13 protein-coding genes and 1 riboswitch are annotated in these 17,339 nt (G+C 64.9%); of the genes, 9 read left to right on the top strand and 4 right to left on the bottom strand.

Features of this window, described 5'->3' with window-relative positions:
• Positions 1-21 precede the first annotated feature (21 nt).
• Positions 22-444, bottom strand: coding sequence for a response regulator (locus AAGD32_10385; GenBank protein ID MEM8874655.1), 423 nt, complete (start codon positions 442-444; stop codon positions 22-24).
• 132 nt (positions 445-576) lie between these two features.
• Positions 577-698: riboswitch (SAM riboswitch) on the top strand.
• Positions 699-820: 122 nt separating this feature from the next.
• On the opposite strand from AAGD32_10385, the gene thrC reads away from it, so the two are divergent.
• Genes thrC through AAGD32_10370 form a run of 3 tightly spaced genes read left to right on the top strand, consistent with a single transcriptional unit; the run spans position 821 to position 3,369 of the window.
• Entirely contained in the window at positions 821-2,140 is a 1,320-nt protein-coding gene (gene thrC, locus AAGD32_10380) for a threonine synthase (protein ID MEM8874654.1), read from the top strand.
• 38 nt (positions 2,141-2,178) lie between these two features.
• Positions 2,179-3,057, top strand: coding sequence for a hypothetical protein (locus AAGD32_10375; GenBank protein ID MEM8874653.1), 879 nt, complete (start codon positions 2,179-2,181; stop codon positions 3,055-3,057).
• 15 nt (positions 3,058-3,072) lie between these two features.
• Positions 3,073-3,369, top strand: a complete 297-nt coding sequence (locus tag AAGD32_10370; GenBank protein MEM8874652.1) for a MoaD/ThiS family protein — start codon at positions 3,073-3,075, stop codon at positions 3,367-3,369.
• Positions 3,370-3,459: 90 nt separating this feature from the next.
• On the opposite strand, the gene AAGD32_10365 is transcribed toward AAGD32_10370, so the two are convergent.
• Positions 3,460-3,720 (bottom strand): NIL domain-containing protein, encoded by a 261-nt coding sequence (locus AAGD32_10365; protein MEM8874651.1) that lies wholly within the window; start codon positions 3,718-3,720, stop codon positions 3,460-3,462.
• A 196-nt stretch (positions 3,721-3,916) separates the two neighbouring features.
• Here AAGD32_10365 and AAGD32_10360 point away from each other — a divergent pair, with 196 nt between their 5' ends.
• Complete coding sequence (locus AAGD32_10360) at positions 3,917-5,227, top strand: beta-ketoacyl-[acyl-carrier-protein] synthase family protein (GenBank protein MEM8874650.1); 1,311 nt, start codon at positions 3,917-3,919, stop codon at positions 5,225-5,227.
• A gap of 24 nt (positions 5,228-5,251) precedes the next feature.
• The gene (locus AAGD32_10355) at positions 5,252-6,535 is read left to right on the top strand and encodes a beta-ketoacyl-[acyl-carrier-protein] synthase family protein (GenBank protein MEM8874649.1); all 1,284 of its coding nucleotides are present in this window, start codon (positions 5,252-5,254) and stop codon (positions 6,533-6,535) included.
• On the opposite strand, the gene AAGD32_10350 is transcribed toward AAGD32_10355, so the two are convergent.
• Both AAGD32_10350 and AAGD32_10345 read right to left on the bottom strand, forming a co-directional pair.
• Positions 6,536-8,440, bottom strand: a complete 1,905-nt coding sequence (locus AAGD32_10350) for a hypothetical protein (protein ID MEM8874648.1) — start codon at positions 8,438-8,440, stop codon at positions 6,536-6,538. It abuts the gene before it with no gap.
• A 4-nt stretch (positions 8,441-8,444) separates the two neighbouring features.
• Positions 8,445-9,956, bottom strand: coding sequence for a sialate O-acetylesterase (locus AAGD32_10345; protein ID MEM8874647.1), 1,512 nt, complete (start codon positions 9,954-9,956; stop codon positions 8,445-8,447).
• Between the two features lie 132 nt (positions 9,957-10,088).
• On the opposite strand from AAGD32_10345, the gene AAGD32_10340 reads away from it, so the two are divergent.
• From AAGD32_10340 to AAGD32_10325, 4 genes are all read left to right on the top strand, one after another.
• Positions 10,089-12,185: a carbohydrate binding domain-containing protein gene (locus AAGD32_10340; protein MEM8874646.1), complete on the top strand. Its 2,097-nt coding sequence runs from the start codon at positions 10,089-10,091 to the stop codon at positions 12,183-12,185.
• 130 nt (positions 12,186-12,315) lie between these two features.
• Positions 12,316-14,322 carry a carbohydrate binding domain-containing protein gene (locus tag AAGD32_10335; GenBank protein MEM8874645.1) on the top strand — a complete coding sequence of 669 codons (2,007 nt, stop codon included), beginning with the start codon at positions 12,316-12,318 and terminating at the stop codon, positions 14,320-14,322.
• A gap of 39 nt (positions 14,323-14,361) precedes the next feature.
• Entirely contained in the window at positions 14,362-15,825 is a 1,464-nt protein-coding gene (locus AAGD32_10330; protein MEM8874644.1) for a sulfatase, read from the top strand.
• Positions 15,826-15,887: 62 nt separating this feature from the next.
• Positions 15,888-17,339: MFS transporter (locus AAGD32_10325; protein MEM8874643.1), on the top strand; the 1,452-nt coding region annotated here is incomplete at its 3' end.

The following is a 17,339-nucleotide window of genomic DNA, read 5'->3' as shown; positions in this document are numbered from 1 at the left end:
CGGGGTGATCGTAGGCCGGTCTCAAACCGCCGACGGGTCGGTCGGTAGCTCGCCGCTGAGCAGCAACTCCATCACGTCGAGCATTTGATCGGCGTCGACGGGCTTGAGAAACAGCGGCGGCAGGTTGGGGCTGGCAAGGTTGGCCATGCGGTCTTGGATCTCGTCGGCGGCCAATCCACTGAGCAGCACCACCGGTAGGCCGCGCCGATGTTCGGCAACGTAGTCCAACACAGCGAACCCATCGGTTCCTGGCATCTGCAGATCGAGCACCAGACCGTCGACCGACTCTTGCTTGAGCAGCTCGATCGCCTCGGAGCCGTTGGCGGCCTGGAGGGAGCGATACCCCCGCCGCCGCATCAGCTCGGCCAGCCCGTTGCGTGTCGCGACGGCATCGTCTGCGATCAGCAGGCGTGGGCGTTTCGTGCCAGGGGCGACGGGCTGCATGGGTGGTGAAGATAACAGAGTCACGGTGCCCGCGAATCTGCAAAAGTGCGGCCAATCACGCCTCGACGCCGATTTCTTGATCGAAACGCCGGCCCGGCTATCGTGTACTCACAACCAAGCCGCTTCGGCGCGAACTTATCGAGAGTGGTGGAGGGCGCGGGCCCGTCGAAACCACGGCAACCACCGACCACGCACCGCGTGACCGGAAGGGTGCCAAGCCCCGCCTGCTGGGAGGCCAGCAGGGTGGATAAGGGACGCAGAGCAAACGATCGAGCCGCCCCGGCTCGACCGACCTTGCCCAACGACCCCCTTGTCCGACAAGACGAGGGTTTTCTTTTATCCGGATCGTTCGCACCGCCGCGGCGTATCAAACGCCATGAGCCAAGCGCCCTCCCACTTCGTCAAAGGTCTCAAGTGCCGCGAGTGCGGTCACCAGATCCCCGCCGCGCCCGTTCACGTCTGCACGCAATGCTTCGGCCCCTACGAAGTCGAGTACGACTACGACGCAATGCGTGGCCAGGTCACGCGCGAGAGCATCGAATCCGGGCCGCAGTCGCTTTGGCGGTATCGCCAGCTGTTGCCGGTCGAGGGCGAGCCGCGTTGCGGCATCCACTCGGGTTTCACACCGCTCAAGCGGGCCGACCGTCTCGCGGCCGAGCTGGGCTGCCGTGAGTTGTACATCAAGGACGACTCCTGCAACTACCCGACGTACTCGTACAAGGAGCGCGTCGTGTCGGTGGCGATCACCAAGGCCGTCGAGTTCGGCTTCGACACCGTCGGCTGCGCGTCCACCGGCAACCTCGCCAACTCCGTCGCGTCCCACGCCGCCCAGGCCGGGCTTAACTGCTACGTCATGATCCCCCACGACCTGGAGCAGGGGAAGGTCGTCGCGTCGCTGGTCTTCGGTCCCAAGGTCGTGCCGATCAAGGGCAACTACGACGACGTCAACCGCCTTTGCACCGAGATCGCCGACAAATACGGCTGGGCGATCGTCAACGTCAACCTGCGCCCGTTCTACACCGAAGGCGCTAAGACGCACGGCTTCGAGATCGCCGAGCAGCTCGGCTGGCGGCTCCCGCAGCACACCATCCTCCCCACCGCCGGCGGCACGATCCTGCCCAAAGTTCACAAGGCCTACGCCGAACTCGAAAAGCTTGGCCTCGTCGACGTCCCCGAAGGCGGCGCGAAGTTTTACTCGGCCCAAGCCGCCGGCTGCAACCCGGTCGTCACCTCGCTCCGCGCCGGCAACGACATCATCAAGCCGCAGAAGCCCCATACGCTCGCCAAGTCCATCGCCATCGGCAACCCCGCCGACGGCTACTACGTCTACCACGCCGTGAAAGACTCCGGCGGCGCCGGCATGGACGCGACCGATGCCGAGATCGTCGACGCGATCAAACTCCTGGGCCGGACCGAAGGCATCTTCACCGAACCCGCCGGCGGCACCACCCTCGCCGCCGCCGTCAAGCTCATCCAGAACGGCACCATCGACAAGGACGAGTCCATCGTCGTCTGCGTCACCGGCAACGGGCTCAAAACCATCGAAGCCGTCGCCGACAAGCTCGACCGCCCCGCCTCCATCGAAGCCAAGCTCGACGCCTTTGACGCTTACGTCGATGAGCACGGCGGCCCCGACTCGCTGAACCAAACCGCGGCCCGCGTGTCCAACGCCCAAGAGGCTCTCACGGCCGTGTGAGGGTGTAAGATGTCGGCGAGCCGAGGAGATACCGAACCATGCGCTTACACGTCCTAACCGTCATGTTGATGCTTGCCCTGTCCGCTGGTGCCGCATCCGCGACGCCCGCGATTGACGACGAGGCCAAGGCTGCGATTCAGGAAGCGGTCGGCGAGTTGCAGGAGCGTTACATCAAGGCCCGCACCGCCGGTGAACTCGGACCGGAACGGGCCAACTTCTTCAAGACAAGCGGCAAGAAGTACGACAGGCACCTCACCCCCGAGATCGTCGTGCTCGCGCTCAACGAGCGGATTCACACCGAGCCGTCGGTCGACGCCTATATCAAATGGGAACTCGTCGCGAGCCTCGACACCATCCCCGACGAGCTCGTCCCGTCGGCGGTGCAGGCGTACTACAACGCCCCCTTGCCCGAGCCCCAACCGGGCATGGAAATGCAGGATCAGATGCGTCTCCAGCAAGCCCTTCAGGGTGCCAGGCAAAACCAGTTACCACGGATCCGCTCGCAATGGCAGCAGGAACTCAAGACACGCACTTCGGGCAATCACGTCATCTTCGGCTATCGCAACGCCCTGCGCGAGCGGCTGCCGGTCGGCCCGCAGTCCATTCAGGCCGCGCTTCAGGATGCCTACCAGCGTGCCGAGGCGGGACACAATCCCAAACCGGTCGTCGACAAGATCATCAGCAACGCGCGTAGCTGGGCGATCGACGCACCGCCGGCACAGGTTCGGGCCGTCGCCGAAATGATGGCCGATGCCGCCGGCCATAAAGGACCCCGCGTGTTCACCGGCCTCGAGTGGGACGACGGTGCCCGGGCCATCAAGTTCGTCCCTCACCGGTTTCAGCTCGACGAAGAGCTACGCATCGTCGCCGAAGAGATCGTTGCCATGAACCAGGGCGGCGGCCTCCAACTCAAGTAATCAACCCACCGATCCATGCCCAAAGTTCGCATCCCCTCTCCGCTGCGCCAGTACACCGATGGTGCCGATGTCATCGAAATCAACGGCACCACCGTTGGCGAAGTGTTGACCACACTCACTTCCAACGCCTCGGGCATCGAAACCCGACTCTTCAAGCAAGTTCCCACCGCCGAGTCCGAAGGCCAGCTCAACCGCTTCGTCAACATCTACGTCAACGACGAGGACATCCGCTTCATGGACGATCTCAAAACACCCGTGAAGGACAGCGACGAAGTCAGCATCGTCCCCGCGATCGCGGGGGGAGCGGAGTAGACGCTAGGGGTTAGGAACTAGGCGCTAGGGCTTGCCACGCACATCGCTGACAGGCGCTAGCGACTAGCCACCAGCGCCTAGCGCCTTCCCCTACCCCTCGATCACCGTCTTCTCGATCGGGTCAACCTGCACGCCTTCGCTCCGAAGAAACTCGATCGCCCCGGCAACGCGCTGCGTCTCTCCCTTGAGCAGCATCGCCATGATGCCGATGTGTGCCTGCACGCTCGCTTGGCGGATGTCGAAAACCACGTCGGAGAACTCCCGGCTCATCCGCCAAATCAACGGCCGCTCCACCGCCGCCTGATCCGGAAACGTCAACCAAACCCGCCGCTCGATCTCACCGTTGGCCATGAGCCCATCATAACCCGCCGAGGGTCCCAGCGAGCCGCTGACGCGAGCGGGCATGTTTGGCCAAGTCACTCACGGCAGAACCGTCGGTTCGGTGAAGAAAGTCAATGGCCCGATACGCACCAACTATCTCGCTGCCGTCGAGCAAAGGTAACAGCCTCAGTGTACGATCCCCGGGATCGCCATAGACTCTGCCCGCATGGCTGTTTCATCGAACGAACGACGCGTGGCGGTGACAGGGGTTGGTGTGGCTTCGCCGCTCGGGCTTGGGGCTGGCGACTTTTGGGCCGCCCTCACCGCTGGCACGATCGCCGTCACGAAGAATGAGCGTTTCGATGCCTCCGGCTTTCCGTGCCAGCTCGCCGCGACGACGCCGCCGTTCAAGGTCAACCAGTACGTGCCCAAACACTACCGCAAGGCCGCGAAGGTCATGGCGCGGGACATCGAGTTGGCCGTGGTCGCGGCCGACGATGCGGTGCGTTCGGCGGGACTCGAAACCAGCGGCGTCACGGACAACCCCACCATCAACCCCGAACGCTTCGGCTGCAACATCGGCGCGGGCCTGATCAATGCCGACCTCGAGGAACTCGCGGTCGCAATGGACACCGCCCGATCCGATGCCGACCCGAACAAGCTCGACCTGAGCAAGTGGGGCGCCGACGGCATGACCAAGCTCACGCCGCTCTGGCTGCTCAAGTACCTGCCGAACATGCTGGCGTGCCACGTGACGATCATCCACGGGCTGATGGGGCCGAGCAACACGATCACCTGCGCGGACGCGAGCAGCCATCTCGCCATCGGCGAGGCATATCGCACGATCCAACGCGGCGACGCGGACGTTTGCATCTGCGGCGGTGCCGAGTCGAAGGTCAATCCGATGGGCACGACCCGACACACCCTGCTCGGCCGGCTCAACGCCGAGAGCAACGATGATCCGGCCAACGCCGTGCGCCCGTTCGCCCAGGACGCCAAAGGCAGTGTCCACGGCGAGGGCGGTGGCTTGCTGATCCTTGAAGAACTCGAAGCGGCCAAAACGCGTGGCGCGACGATCTACGCCGAAGTCGTCGGCTTCGGCGCGAGCCAGGACGCGACCGGCTTGGTTGACGCCGATCCGGAGGGACGGGCGTACGGCAACGCGGTGGCCAACGCGCTGCGTGAAGCCGAAGCCGCCCCGGGCGACGTGGACGTGATCGTTCCGCACGGTGTCGGCTACGCACCGGCTGACGCGTCGGAGTTGGCGGGTCTCCGCCGTGCGTTCAGCGATGATCTCGGCAAGCCGGCGTTTTGTCCGATCAAAGGGCAAACCGGCGCCCTCGCCGCCGGTAGCGGCCAGGACGCCGCCACCGCCGTTCTCGCGCTCCACCACCAAACCGCCCCGCCCGCGATCAACTGCGACCGCGCCGGCCTGAACACGTCCAACGACGCCCGCCCGATGGACGCCAAGATCGCGCTCACCAGCGTCGCCAGCCTCGGCGGGCAGAACGCGGCACTGGTGTTCCGCAAGGCATAACGATCCTCCCTAACCTCGAAACTCATGCATCGCGTCGTCATTACCGGAATGGGCTGGATCACGCCGCTCGGGCACGATCTGGAGAGTGTCTGGCATCAGTTGCTCTCGGGCGGGTCGGGGATCGCGCGCACGACACTCTTCGAAGCCGACACGTTCCCGACGCAGATCTCGGCCGAAGTGAAGAACTTCGACCTCGCGGACCATCTGCCCGAACATGCCGAGCACGCCGGTGCCGGGCGAAACACGCGGTTTGCACTGGCCGCATGCAAGCAGGCGTGGACGCAAGCCAATTTTAACGGCGACCTGAACAACGACCGCGTGGGCATGTACTTCGCCAGCGGCGAAGGGTCGCTCGATTTCGGCCCCTATTCGACAGCCGTGCTCACCGGGTACGACACCGAAGCCCGGGAACTCGACATGGCCAAGTGGGCCGACGTCGCGTTTGTGGCCATGAGCGCCATGCGCGAGATCGAGCAGGAACCGAACCTGCCGCTGGCACACCTGGCCAAGCTCACCGGCGCGTCCGGTCCGGCGTTCAACTGCCTCACTGCCTGTGCCGCCTCGACCCAAGCGATCGGCGAGGCGACCGAAATCCTGCGCCGCGGAGACGCCGACGTGATGATCTCGGGCGGTGCTCACTCCATGATCCACCCGCTGGGCGTGACCGGCTTCAATCGGCTGACCGCCCTCTCGGAGAAGAACGAAAACCCGCCGGCCGCGAGCCGACCGTTCTCCGCCGACCGGGGCGGCTTCGTGCTGGGCGAAGGCGCGGGCGTGGTCATTCTCGAAACCCTCGAGCACGCCCAGGCCCGTGGCGCGACGATCCTCGCCGAGGTCGTCGGCTACGGCAGCACCGCCGACGCCTACCGCATCACCGACCAGCACCCCGACGGCACCGGCGCGGTCATCGCCATGCGCGAGGCCCTCACCGACGCGGACCTCCGGCCGACCGACGTCCGCTACATCAATGCCCATGGCACCGGCACCCGCGAGAACGACGGCAACGAAACCCGTGCGATCAAGCAAGTCTTCGGCGACGACGCGTACAACATCCCGGTCAGCAGCATCAAGAGCATGATGGGCCACCTCATCGCCGCCGCCGGCGCGGTCGAGTTGATCACCTGTGTCCTGGCGATGCGCGACGGCAAGCTCCCGCCCACGGCCAACCTCGACGCCGACGATCCCGAGTGCGACCTCGACTACGTGCCCAACGAGGCCCGTGCCGCCGACGTTCCCGTCGCCATGAGCACCGGCTTCGGCTTCGGTGGCCAGAACGACGCGGTCGTCATCCGCCGATTCACCGACTGATCACGCCGACGACGCCCGCGCGGCTGTCAGCAACGCATCGGCCACCCCGAACGGCGGCACGGTCACCGACGACGCCGATGACGTCCAGCCGTCCGTCGGCATGATTCCGGCTTCGACCGCCGCATGGGTGACGTTCACCAACAGCAACAACCGACGCGACGCGTCGAGGATGTGCTCGGTCATGTGAACGCCGAGCGAAATGCACGAGGCACGCTTTTGCGTTTGCCGACCGTTGGCGAACTGCTGGTAGAACGGCAACCCGGCGTCGATGCCGTCCGGCGTGGTCGCGAGATGCTTCTCGGCCGGCCAGGTCAGGAACCATGCCTCGCCCCGCCCGACACGGTTGCTCGTCAGCACCGGATTTCCGTCAGGCTCGGCAGCATGTACCTCGGCGGACTCCACCGAAAGGTCGAGCCGCACGTCACTCGCCAACGGTTGCGCGTCGGTTCGCGGATAGCGGCGGTGCAGGTGCAGGCCGAAGAGCGTGTCGAGGTCCGGCACGTGGGCATCGTCGAGCGTGACCAACAGCCGCCCGCCCGCCTCGACGTAGGCGTGAAGTTTCGCGGCCAAGCTCGCCGTGATCGCCATCAGCCCGGCAACTGACGGCACGATCAGAGCAGGCACCTCGACCGGATCGGGGAGCACTTCCGGTCCCTCCGGGAGCGCCGCCCCGGCGTGCATGAACCGCACGTCCAGCCCGGACTGCTTGGCCAGCACGAACGCTCCGAACGCCGCGGCCCAGTTGTCCTGGCCGGGTGTGAGCAGCACCGCCGCGTCGACGACGCGCGGCGGAAGTGCGTCGATGCCGTGGCGCGTGAGGATGTCGTCGACCTTGATGCGAACCTGGCCGAGCGCGTCGAGCACCGGCTTCGACGAACCGTCGCGGCGGACCATGCCGAGCCGACGCTCGACGGCCACCCACTCGTACGGCGGATGAACGAGCGCCTCCTGATCGAACGCACACCACCACAACGACGCCCGCCCGCCATGGGCCCAGAGCGTGAAGGTGCTCGCCCGGAAGAAGTCGGCCGAGCGGTCGTCGTCGAGCACGGTCGGGCCCATGCTGCCGATCTCCTCGGCGAACGCGGGCTTGCCCGAAAGGTCGGCGTACAGCGTCGTCTCGGCCGCGGCATGGAGGATCGGGCCGGCCGTGTCGGTCGGGTTGTTCCCAACGTGCGGCACCCAGAACGGATACGGGTGTGTCGTGAGCACGTCCGTCAGCTCGCCCTGGTCCTGAATACGCCAAACGTCAGGCTCGGCGACCTTGAGCGAGTGCATGCCGCTGACCAACGGACGCCCCGGATCGGCCGACCGGATCGCACCGGCCACGGCGGCGGTCCAGGCGTAGGCCTCGTCACGACTGCGGGCCGCGCCCATCTCGTTGCACTCGTTGCCCAGGTCCCACGCGGCAATGCCCGGCTCGTCGATGAGGCGCTCGACCAACCCTCGCGCGAGCCGCACTTGCCAACGCACCGAGATCGTGTCGGTGATCGGGTCCAACCCAACGAGCCCGGGCGGCACGAACAACCGGCCGCTCATCCAGCCCGTCACCAAGCCCACGACCAACTTGATCTCGCACTCGGCGGCGATCCGGCACAGCGCGCGGAATCGCTCGACCATGACCTCGTCGATCCCGTCGCGATTGGGCAACGGCACGCCGTCGGCAAACGAGAACCCGACCGGTACGTTGTTTTGCTTGAACAAACGATGGATCGGCTGAAAGTCCGGCCAGAGCGGGAAGACACGCAGCACGTCCATCCCTGCGGCCGCGAGTTTGCGCAGATCCTCGCGGACGACCTGCTCGCGCCAGTCCGACCACATCGCGGTCCCGGCGTGACTGGCCCAGTAGTTGGCCCCGAGCGACAATCGGCCCTCGGGGAACAGCGTGGCACGTTGTTGGTTCATCGTGTTACTCGCCCAACTCGATCGAGAACGGCGTGACCGGTTCGTCGGCGGCATTGACCAAGTTCACCTTCGGATCCGGGCGATAGGCGTAGCGGACGATGGTGGGCGCCTCGACACCCTCGGCGCGAACGAGGACGGTGTCGGGGCCGGCGATCTCGGCGGTGGCGATGTGGCCCTTCCCGGTATCGTCGACAAGAACGAATGCGAGAATGTCCTTGTTGCCGCGAACCTTGAGCCCGTCACCGACATTCTCGAACGTCACGCGAACCGCCCCGTCGGACTCGACCGTGGCCGAGACCGGCAACGGGCTGCCTGCCTGGATGTCCTGGCCGTACACGTCACGCAACGCGAGAAAAGCCAAGCGTTCGCCGACTTTCTTCTTCTTTCGTGGGTGGATGTCCTTGGAGTCACCCACGTCGATGGTCACGACCATGTCGATGCCATCGTCGGGTCGGGCGACGTAGAGACGTTGCATTTCGCGGAACCGACGCCAAGTGTCTTCGTTGCCGTTGTCGAAGTTGGGCAGTTGCACGAAGTAGACCGGCAACTCGTCGTCGCCGAACTGATCCCGCCACGCGGCGACGAGCATGTCGAAGAGCGTGGCATAGTCATCGGGCATCCACGCGTCGGACTCGCCCTGGTACCACAGGACGCCACGAATGGGGAGATTGCCCAGCGGGTGAATCATCCCGTTGTAGAGGTGCGAGAGCTTGTGCTGAGGTCCACCGCCGTTGGGGCGTGGGCGCTGGCCCTTCTGACCGTTGGCGCGGTAATCGGCCAGGCGTCGCTCGAAGTCGGCAACCTGTTCGTCGCTGCGTTGGGCGAGCACCTCGTGCAAACGATGGCCGCGCAGCGAATCCTCGGGCACCCAGGCTCGAATCTTGGAACCTCCCCATGAGGCGTCGATCAGCCCGATCGGTCGGCCCGTTTCCATGTGCAAGCGCCGGCCAAAGAAGTGCCCCACCGCCGAGAAGTCTTTCACGGTGTCCGGCCCGGCGAGCTCCCACGACACGTCGACCTCGTCGGCCGGTGCGTCGACCGAGTTGTTGGGCATCGTGAGGAAACGGATGTTCGGGTTGGCCTTCTCGCGGACGGCCCAACGGGCGCTGTCGCTGTTTTTCACAGGCCAGGCCATGTTCGATTGGCCCGAGCAAAGCCACACATCGCCGGCGACGACATCGGTGAGCGTGATGGTGTCCGAGCCGGCGACGACCAACTCATAAGGCCCGACTTCCGAGACGGCGGGCAGTTCGACCTCCCAGTACCCGTCGGCATCGGCCGTTGTGATCGCTTCGTGACCGGCGAAGGTCACGATCACCTCCGTGCCGGCCGTGTCCCCGCCCCAGACCCGCACGGGCAACTCCGCCTGTATCACCATGTGATCCGAGAACGGGCTGCCGATCGACGTACCTGCTTCGGCGACGCGAGAGCCGACTGCGAGGAGAGAGCACGCAAGAAGCGCACCGATCAGCCGGTGCGTGAAGCGAGGATTGTGGTTCCACATGCGCGGAAGCATACACAATGGCTACCCGATCGCCACATCCGAAAATCAGCGAATTTGACTAACACAAACATTTGTGCATGATGTGCCAAATGGCGTCGAGCTGCGCCTCCACGCCAACAGCAGCTGTTCCAACCCTACCCACCGATGCCATTTTCACGACTTAAGCCCGGCCTTGTCGCCGCTGCCGTTCTTGCTGTTGCTGTCACCGGACAAGCCGACGCGGAGACGCCGGATCCACTCCCCAACGCCTGGCTCAACATCCATGGCGTCGGCTGGGACGGCCCGGACGACGACCCAGGCCCGATCCTCCGCCTCGCCCGCGGCTTGGGCTACCGCTACAACTACCACGGCGAGAAGTACGATCACTACGAAGGCCCACACCGCGCGGACCTGTTTTTCTATTACAACGACCCGCACAAACAGATTCAAACGTCGGTCGAGGACGATTTCACGGAGGAAGAGTTGGCCGCTGCCCGTGAAGTGGCGCCGTACACGATGCGGCTACACCCCATGATTCCTCGGGCGATCGACGAGCCCGAGTTCGAGCGTCTGGCCAAAGCAGCCCCCCGGGTCTACGAGGCGTACAAGAACAAGCTTGAAGCCACCAAGTCCTGGGCCAACACCGATCAGCCATTCCCCCACAACCTCGCGCAACTGCAGATTTGGGGCGACCGCGACGCGACCCGCTGGGAACCCTGCCCGGACTACCAGCGTGACGAGGTGATCGACGAACACGTCGCGGCCATCGTCGCCCACGTCAAGGCTCAGGAACGCCCCGCCGACGCTTACCTGTTCAAGGGCGTGGTCTTCGACGTGCCGGAGATTTGGAAGGAGTTCAACTGGGCATCGCACCGTGGCCTGCCCGGCACACCCGACGAAGCCCGCACCGCAGTCGCGCGTCCCGGCGTCGAGTACGACTACGCCACGTTGCAGGAAGGTTGGTACCACTTCCTCGACCGCCTGCACGATGCGCTCGAAGACGAGTTCCCGCAGCGCGACACCAAGATCGTTCACGAGCCCGCCGCGATCTGGGCGGACTGGGGCCAATACATCGCCGACATCCCTTACGAGTCGGTCACCGAGGAGATGATGGACGGCATCCGTGGTGACGCGATGGTCGGCGAAAAGCCGACGCTCGAGTTCCTCACGCAGCAAGAACTTGCCGAAGACGGCTGGCCGGTGAGCCTGCTGGGCAACGTCACCGGCGACCTTTTCCCGAAGAACCCCAGCTTCACGCTCCAACTCGTCGTCTTCGGGGAGTGCGCGGCACGGGGCAGCAACTTCTTCGCCTACGGCACGTTCGCCCGGGAGTTCGAGCGTTTGCCGCACACCTACGGCGTCGACCTCAACCTGCTCCGCATCGTCGCCGGCTGGGAGAACTCGAACGCCACACCCGTAGACGCTCGGCTGTGGGACTATGAAAACCGCGTCTACCTCAGCCCCACCGCCGTCGCCGACGAGCAATCCCTCGCCGCCGTCAACCCATACACCGGCGAGATCCAAGGCACGCTCCGCTCGGCTGACGCCGCGATCAAGCTGGCCGACGGCGTGTCTCCGACCGGCAACCTGCGTGGTGTCAACGCATTCTTCGAGCCGGTCGATGGTGAACCGCCGGTCGTGATCGAAGACGGCCTGATCAAGCCCAAACCCGGCGTCAAGCTGCCGCTCGGCTTCCGTCTGCAACTCGACCAGGCCGCCGCCGATGGCGTGTACTTCTCCCACCCCGAGCACGAGGCGCTTGTCCATCGGCCGCAGAAAGTCCCCTACATCCTCCGCGAAGTACACAACACGGACTTCGAGCTCGGCCCCGAAGGCTGGTACACCGGCGACGGCCGCGACGTCCGCGTCGTTGCCGAGAGCGATGTCGTCCGCAGCGGCGAACTCTCGGGCAAGCTGATCGCACGCACCAAAGCCTGGCACAGCTTCACGCAACGTATCCCGGACGTGCTGAACATCCACGGCCCGGGCACCTACCGCATCACCGGCTATGTCCGGCAGTCTGCAGGCTCGGACTTCGAGGTTGACAGTTCGATTCACGTCATGGTCCGCACCGCTGCCGAGGGCACCAACACGTTCTCCTCGTCGCCCGTCCGGCTCAAACCCGGCGAGTGGGTCAAAGTCTCGGCCGAGTTGGACATCAACTTCACCGGCACCGCCGGCGCCGCGAGTGTCGGCTTCCGCATCGATCACCCGACGATGCCCTACTTCCTCGACGACGTGACGTTCGACAAGATCGACTGAAGTGCCGCCAAAACAACGCGACCAATACGAAACGAGAACGATGCTCACACACTACCGACACGCCACCGTTGCCCGCCTCAAGTGTCTTGCGCTTGGGGTGGGCTTGGCCTTGACTGTGACATGCCCGGCGATGGCCCAACCCGATGAACGGCCGATGGGGTGGCTGAACATCCACGGCATCGGCTGGGACGGGCCGCAGGACGAGCCGGGGCCGCAGCTTCGGCTGGCCCGCGGGCTGGGGTACCGCTACGCCTACCACGGCCAGAAGCACGACACCTACGAAGGCCCACACCGGGCCGACCTGTTCTTCTACTACAACGACCCGCACAAACACATCCAGCACCTGGTCGACGGCGCGTTCAGCGACGCCGAGTTGGCGGCGGCCAAGGAAGCGGCACCCTACATCACGGGCCGGCACCCGATGCTGCCGCGGGCGATCGACGAGCGAGAGTTCCGGGCGCTCGAGCAGGCGGCGCCGCGGGTCTATGAAGCCTACAAGGACAAGTTCGAGGCGACCAAGTCCTGGGCGAACACCGACCGGCCGTTCCCGCACAACCTGGCGCAGCTGCAGACCTGGGGCGACGGCGTGCCCAACCGCTGGGAGCCGTGCCCGGACTACCAGCAGGACGCGGTGATCGACGACCACGTCGCGACGATCGTCGCGCACGTGCGGGCCCAGGAGCGGCCGGAGCAGAACTACCTATTCAAGGGCGTGGCCTTCGACGTGCCCGACATCTGGAACGAGTTCAACTGGTCGTCGAACCGCAAGCTGCCCGGCACGCCGGACACGGAGCGCACTGCGGTGGCTCGGCCGGGCATGGCGTACGACTACGCCACGTTGCAGGAGGGGTGGTACCACTTCCTCGGCCGGCTGCACAACGAACTCGAAGCCGAGTTCCCCGACCGCGACATCAAGATCGTGCACGAGCCCGCGGCGCTGTGGTCGGATTGGGGCCAGCACATCGCCGACATCCGGCACCCGTCGGTGACGTCCGACCTTTTGGGCGGCATCCGCGGCGACGCGATGGTCGGCGAGAAGCCCACGCTCGAATTCCTCAGCCAGAAAGAGCTGGCCGACGACGGCTGGCCGCTGAACCTGCTGGGCAACGTCACCGCCGACGCGTTCCCCAAGAACCCCAGCTTTCCGGTACAGCTGGTGATCTTCGGCGAGTGCGCCACGCGGGGCAGCAACTTCTTCTCTTACGGCACGTTCGCCCGGGAGTTCCGCCGCAACCCGCACACCTATAGCAACGACCTCAAGCTCATCCGCATTGTCGCCGGCTGGGAAAACTCGCACGTCACGCCGGTAGAGGACCGGCTCTGGGACTACGACAACCGCGTGTACCTGAGTCCCACCGCCGTGGCCGACGAGCAATCCCTCGCCGCCGTGAACCCATACACCGGCGAGATCCTGGGCGTGATCCGCGACGCCGACGCGGTGATCCACCTCGGCACGCAGGTCGAGGGCATAGGGATCCTGGGCGTGAACCAGTTTTTTGAGTCGACGCAACAGGCGCGGCCAGTGGTGCTGGAAGACGGTGTGATCCGCGTTCGAGACGGTGCTAAGTTGCCCGCCGCGTTCCGGCTGCAGATCGAGCAGCCGCCGGCCGATGGCGTGTACTTCTCACACCCCCGCGAGGACGAGTTGGTGCATCGACCGCAGGAGGTGCCGTACATCCTGCGGGAGGTGCACAACGCCGACTTCGAGTTGGGGGCCGAGGGCTGGTACACCGGCGACGGCGGGCGGGTGCGGGTCGTGCCTTCGACGGACGTAAAGCGTTCCGGGGCGATGGCCGGCAAGCTCATCGAACGCCAGCAGCGCTGGCATAGCTTCACCCAGCGCGTGCCCGACGTGTTCAACATCAACGGCCCGGGCAAGTACCGCGTGACCGGCTGGGTCCGCCTCGAGCAGGGGACCGGCCGGTCGAACATCCACCTGATCGTCGCCACCGCCGGCGGTCGCAACGTCTACTCGTCCGACCCGGTCCACGTCGGCTCGGGGCAGTGGAACAAGGTGGAAGCCGAGTTCGACATCCCGTTCGACGATACCGTCACCGTCGGCAATATCAGCTTCCGCATCAACGACAAAACCACCTCGTACTACCTCGACGATGTCAGCCTTGAAAAGGTGGACTGACGTCGACTCCTCTCGCGTAACCCCCGGACCAAACCCGTCATGAAGTATGCCCTGCATCATTCACGTTCGCTCTGCCGTCTCGCCCGCAGGATCGTCTTCGCCACCGCCTTGCTATTGAGCGGCACGGCCCCTGCCCTGGCCGAGCCCGTGGAGCCGATCACGATCCGCCCCAATGTCGTACTCGTCGTTGTCGACGATCTAAACCACGACTTGGGCTTTTCTGGTGCCGACGTGGAGACACCCAACTTCGACCGCCTAGCGGAGATGGGTCTGGTTTTCACCAATGCACACACCAACGCACCGGTCTGCAACCCTTCGCGGACCAGTTTCCTGCTTGGCCAACTTCCGCCGACCACCGGTATTCAGGACAACAACACCTACTTCCGGGAGGTTCCGCATCTGCGTGATGCGGTGACACTGCCTCAACATTTCCGAGAAAACGGCTACCACACCGTGGGCGCGGGCAAGATCTTCCATCACGGCTGGCGACCCAACAGCAATCAGAACCGCTTCCTCGACCGCCGGGCGTCGTGGGATCAATACGCCCAAATCAGGCACGGCACGCCTTGGCCCCAGCCGCGGCCCAACAACTGGCACAAGGGTCAAGTCCGCACATGGTGGGGCAAGTCGTTCTGGTGGAAGGCCATGGACTTCGAGGACGTCGAGACCGGCGACTGGAAGAACGCCACGCGTATCGCCGAGCACCTTGAATCACCCCACGCCGACAAGCCGATGTTCCTCGCCTGCGGCATCTTCCGTCCGCACGTTCCGTTCGTCGCGTCACAAAAGTACTTCGACCTCTACGACCTGCCCGACACGCCGACCGAATCGCTCGCCGGCTATCTTGAAAACGACACGGATGATTTGCCGCCGACGGCACTCAAGTGGGCCAACAAAACGGACCTGCACCGGTCGCTGGTTCGCGAAAACATGTGGGATGATGCGGTCGAGGCATACCGCGCTTCGACCACGTACGCCGACGCCTGTTTCGGCCAGATCCTCGACGCCTACGAAAACTCGCCGGCGCGGGATCACACCTATCTCATCGTCACCAGCGATCACGGCTTCCAGCTCGGCGAGAAGGGTGCCTGGACCAAGTTCAGCTTCTGGGAACGCTCGACGCGTGTGCCATTCATCGTAATCGGGCCGGGCATTGAGCCGGGCGTCAGCCACCGCACGGTCAGCCTGATCGACCTGTACCCCACGCTCGTCGCAATGGCCGATCTGCCCGAGCGTGAGGGCCTCGAAGGCCGGGACATCACGCCGCTTTTCGATGACCCGGATCAGCCCTGGGACGGCGTTGCCCGTGTGTTCCACGAGCCGGTCGAGAACGAAGCGATCATCGATGAGGACTTCCGTTACATCCGCTACGCCAACGGCGACGAAGAGTTGTACGACCGCAAGGCCGACCCGCACGACTGGCACAATCTCGCCGATGATCCCGCCTACGCCGATGTGCTCGAACGCTACCGGCAGCAACGCTGGTTCGGCGAGCGTGGATAACCGCCGCCAGTCACTTCCCACACGAGCGCGTCCGGCGCTGATTTCTGACCGAGCTTTCTCGCATGTCCCAGCCCTCCTCAACCCTGCTTAGCGCCAAGCCCCCGCTCATGGAGCGGTCCGGCTATGCCGTATCCGCACTGTCGATCAACACCTACTGGCAGCTCTTCATGATGCTGCAGCTGTTTTTCTACACCGACGTGTTCGGAATCAGCGCGAAGCAAGCGGGCACGATGTTCCTGATCACCCGGCTCTGGGACGCGATCAACGACCCGATCGTCGGCATTCTCGCCGACAAGACACGGACTCGTTGGGGCCGATACCGCCCGTGGTTGCTTTGGGCATCGGTGCCTTTCGGAATCATGGGGGTGCTCGCCTTCACCACCCCGCCGCTGGGCGATACCGGCAAGCTCATTTACGCCTACGTCACCTACTCCATCCTCGGCCTGACCTACACCGCCGTCGGCATCCCGCTCAGCGCGATGATCGGCGTAAGCTCCAACGATTCCATCGTCCGCACCTCGCTAGCGTCGTGGAACATGTTCGGCGCGTTCGTCGCCTCGCTCTTCGCGCAGCTCTTCACGCTGAAACTCGTCGAAACCCTCGGCGGCGTCGACACGGGCATGACCGACGACCAGGTGCTCGCCGCCAAGCAAGCGGGCTTCCAGTACACGACCTTCCTCTACTCCGGGATCGCGGTGGTCGCGCTGATCTTCGCGTTCTTCGTGATGCGTGAACGCGTCGTCGAAGAAAAACGCGCCTCGCCGGTGCCCCTCCTCACCCAGGCCGAGCACATGGTCACGTCCAAGGCGTGGCTGATCCTGCTCGGCGTGTTCATGATGATGTGCCTGTTTATCTCGATCCGCGGCGCGTCGGCCGTGTACTACGTCAAGTACTACCTCGGCGTACGCGGCGAAAGCATCGACTTCTTCGGCCTCGACCTCTCCGAAGGATCCATCGCCGGTATCTACCTCGCGCTTGGCTCGGTCGGCTGCCTCATCGGCACGCCCCTCATGGCCCCGCTCTCCGCCCGCTTCGGCAAACGCATCGTCTTCGTCGGCATGCTGGCGTTCAGCGCGCTCATCGGCGCGCTGCACTACCCGCTGGGACGAGACGCCATCCTCGCCGCGCTGATTCTGCAGACGCTCGTCGGCCTGTTCTCCGGACCGCTGTTCGTCCTGAAAAACGCCATGCTCGCCGACGTCGCCGACGAGATCGAACTCAAGCACGGCCACCGCCCCACCGGCCTGGTCTATTCCGCGGCCAGCTTCGGGTTCAAGTTCGGCTGGACCATCGGCGGTGCCGTTGCCGGCTGGACACTGGCCTACTTCGCATTCGAGGCCAACACCGAACCGTCCGAGCGAACCCTGTCGGGCATCGTGCTGATGATGAGCTGGCTACCGACGGTCCCGATGGCCCTTGCCGCCGTCCTGTTGGTGTTCTACCCGCTCAACGAAAAGCGTGTCGAAGCCAACACCGCCAGCCTCGAAGCCAATCGCGCGGCCGCATCAGCGGCC

It is taken from the genome of Planctomycetota bacterium (assembly GCA_039182125.1).
GTDB lineage: Bacteria > Planctomycetota > Phycisphaerae > Tepidisphaerales > Tepidisphaeraceae > JBCDCH01.
The sequence above is the reverse complement of the archived record's forward strand: the minus strand, read 5'-3'. Positions and strand labels throughout refer to the sequence as shown.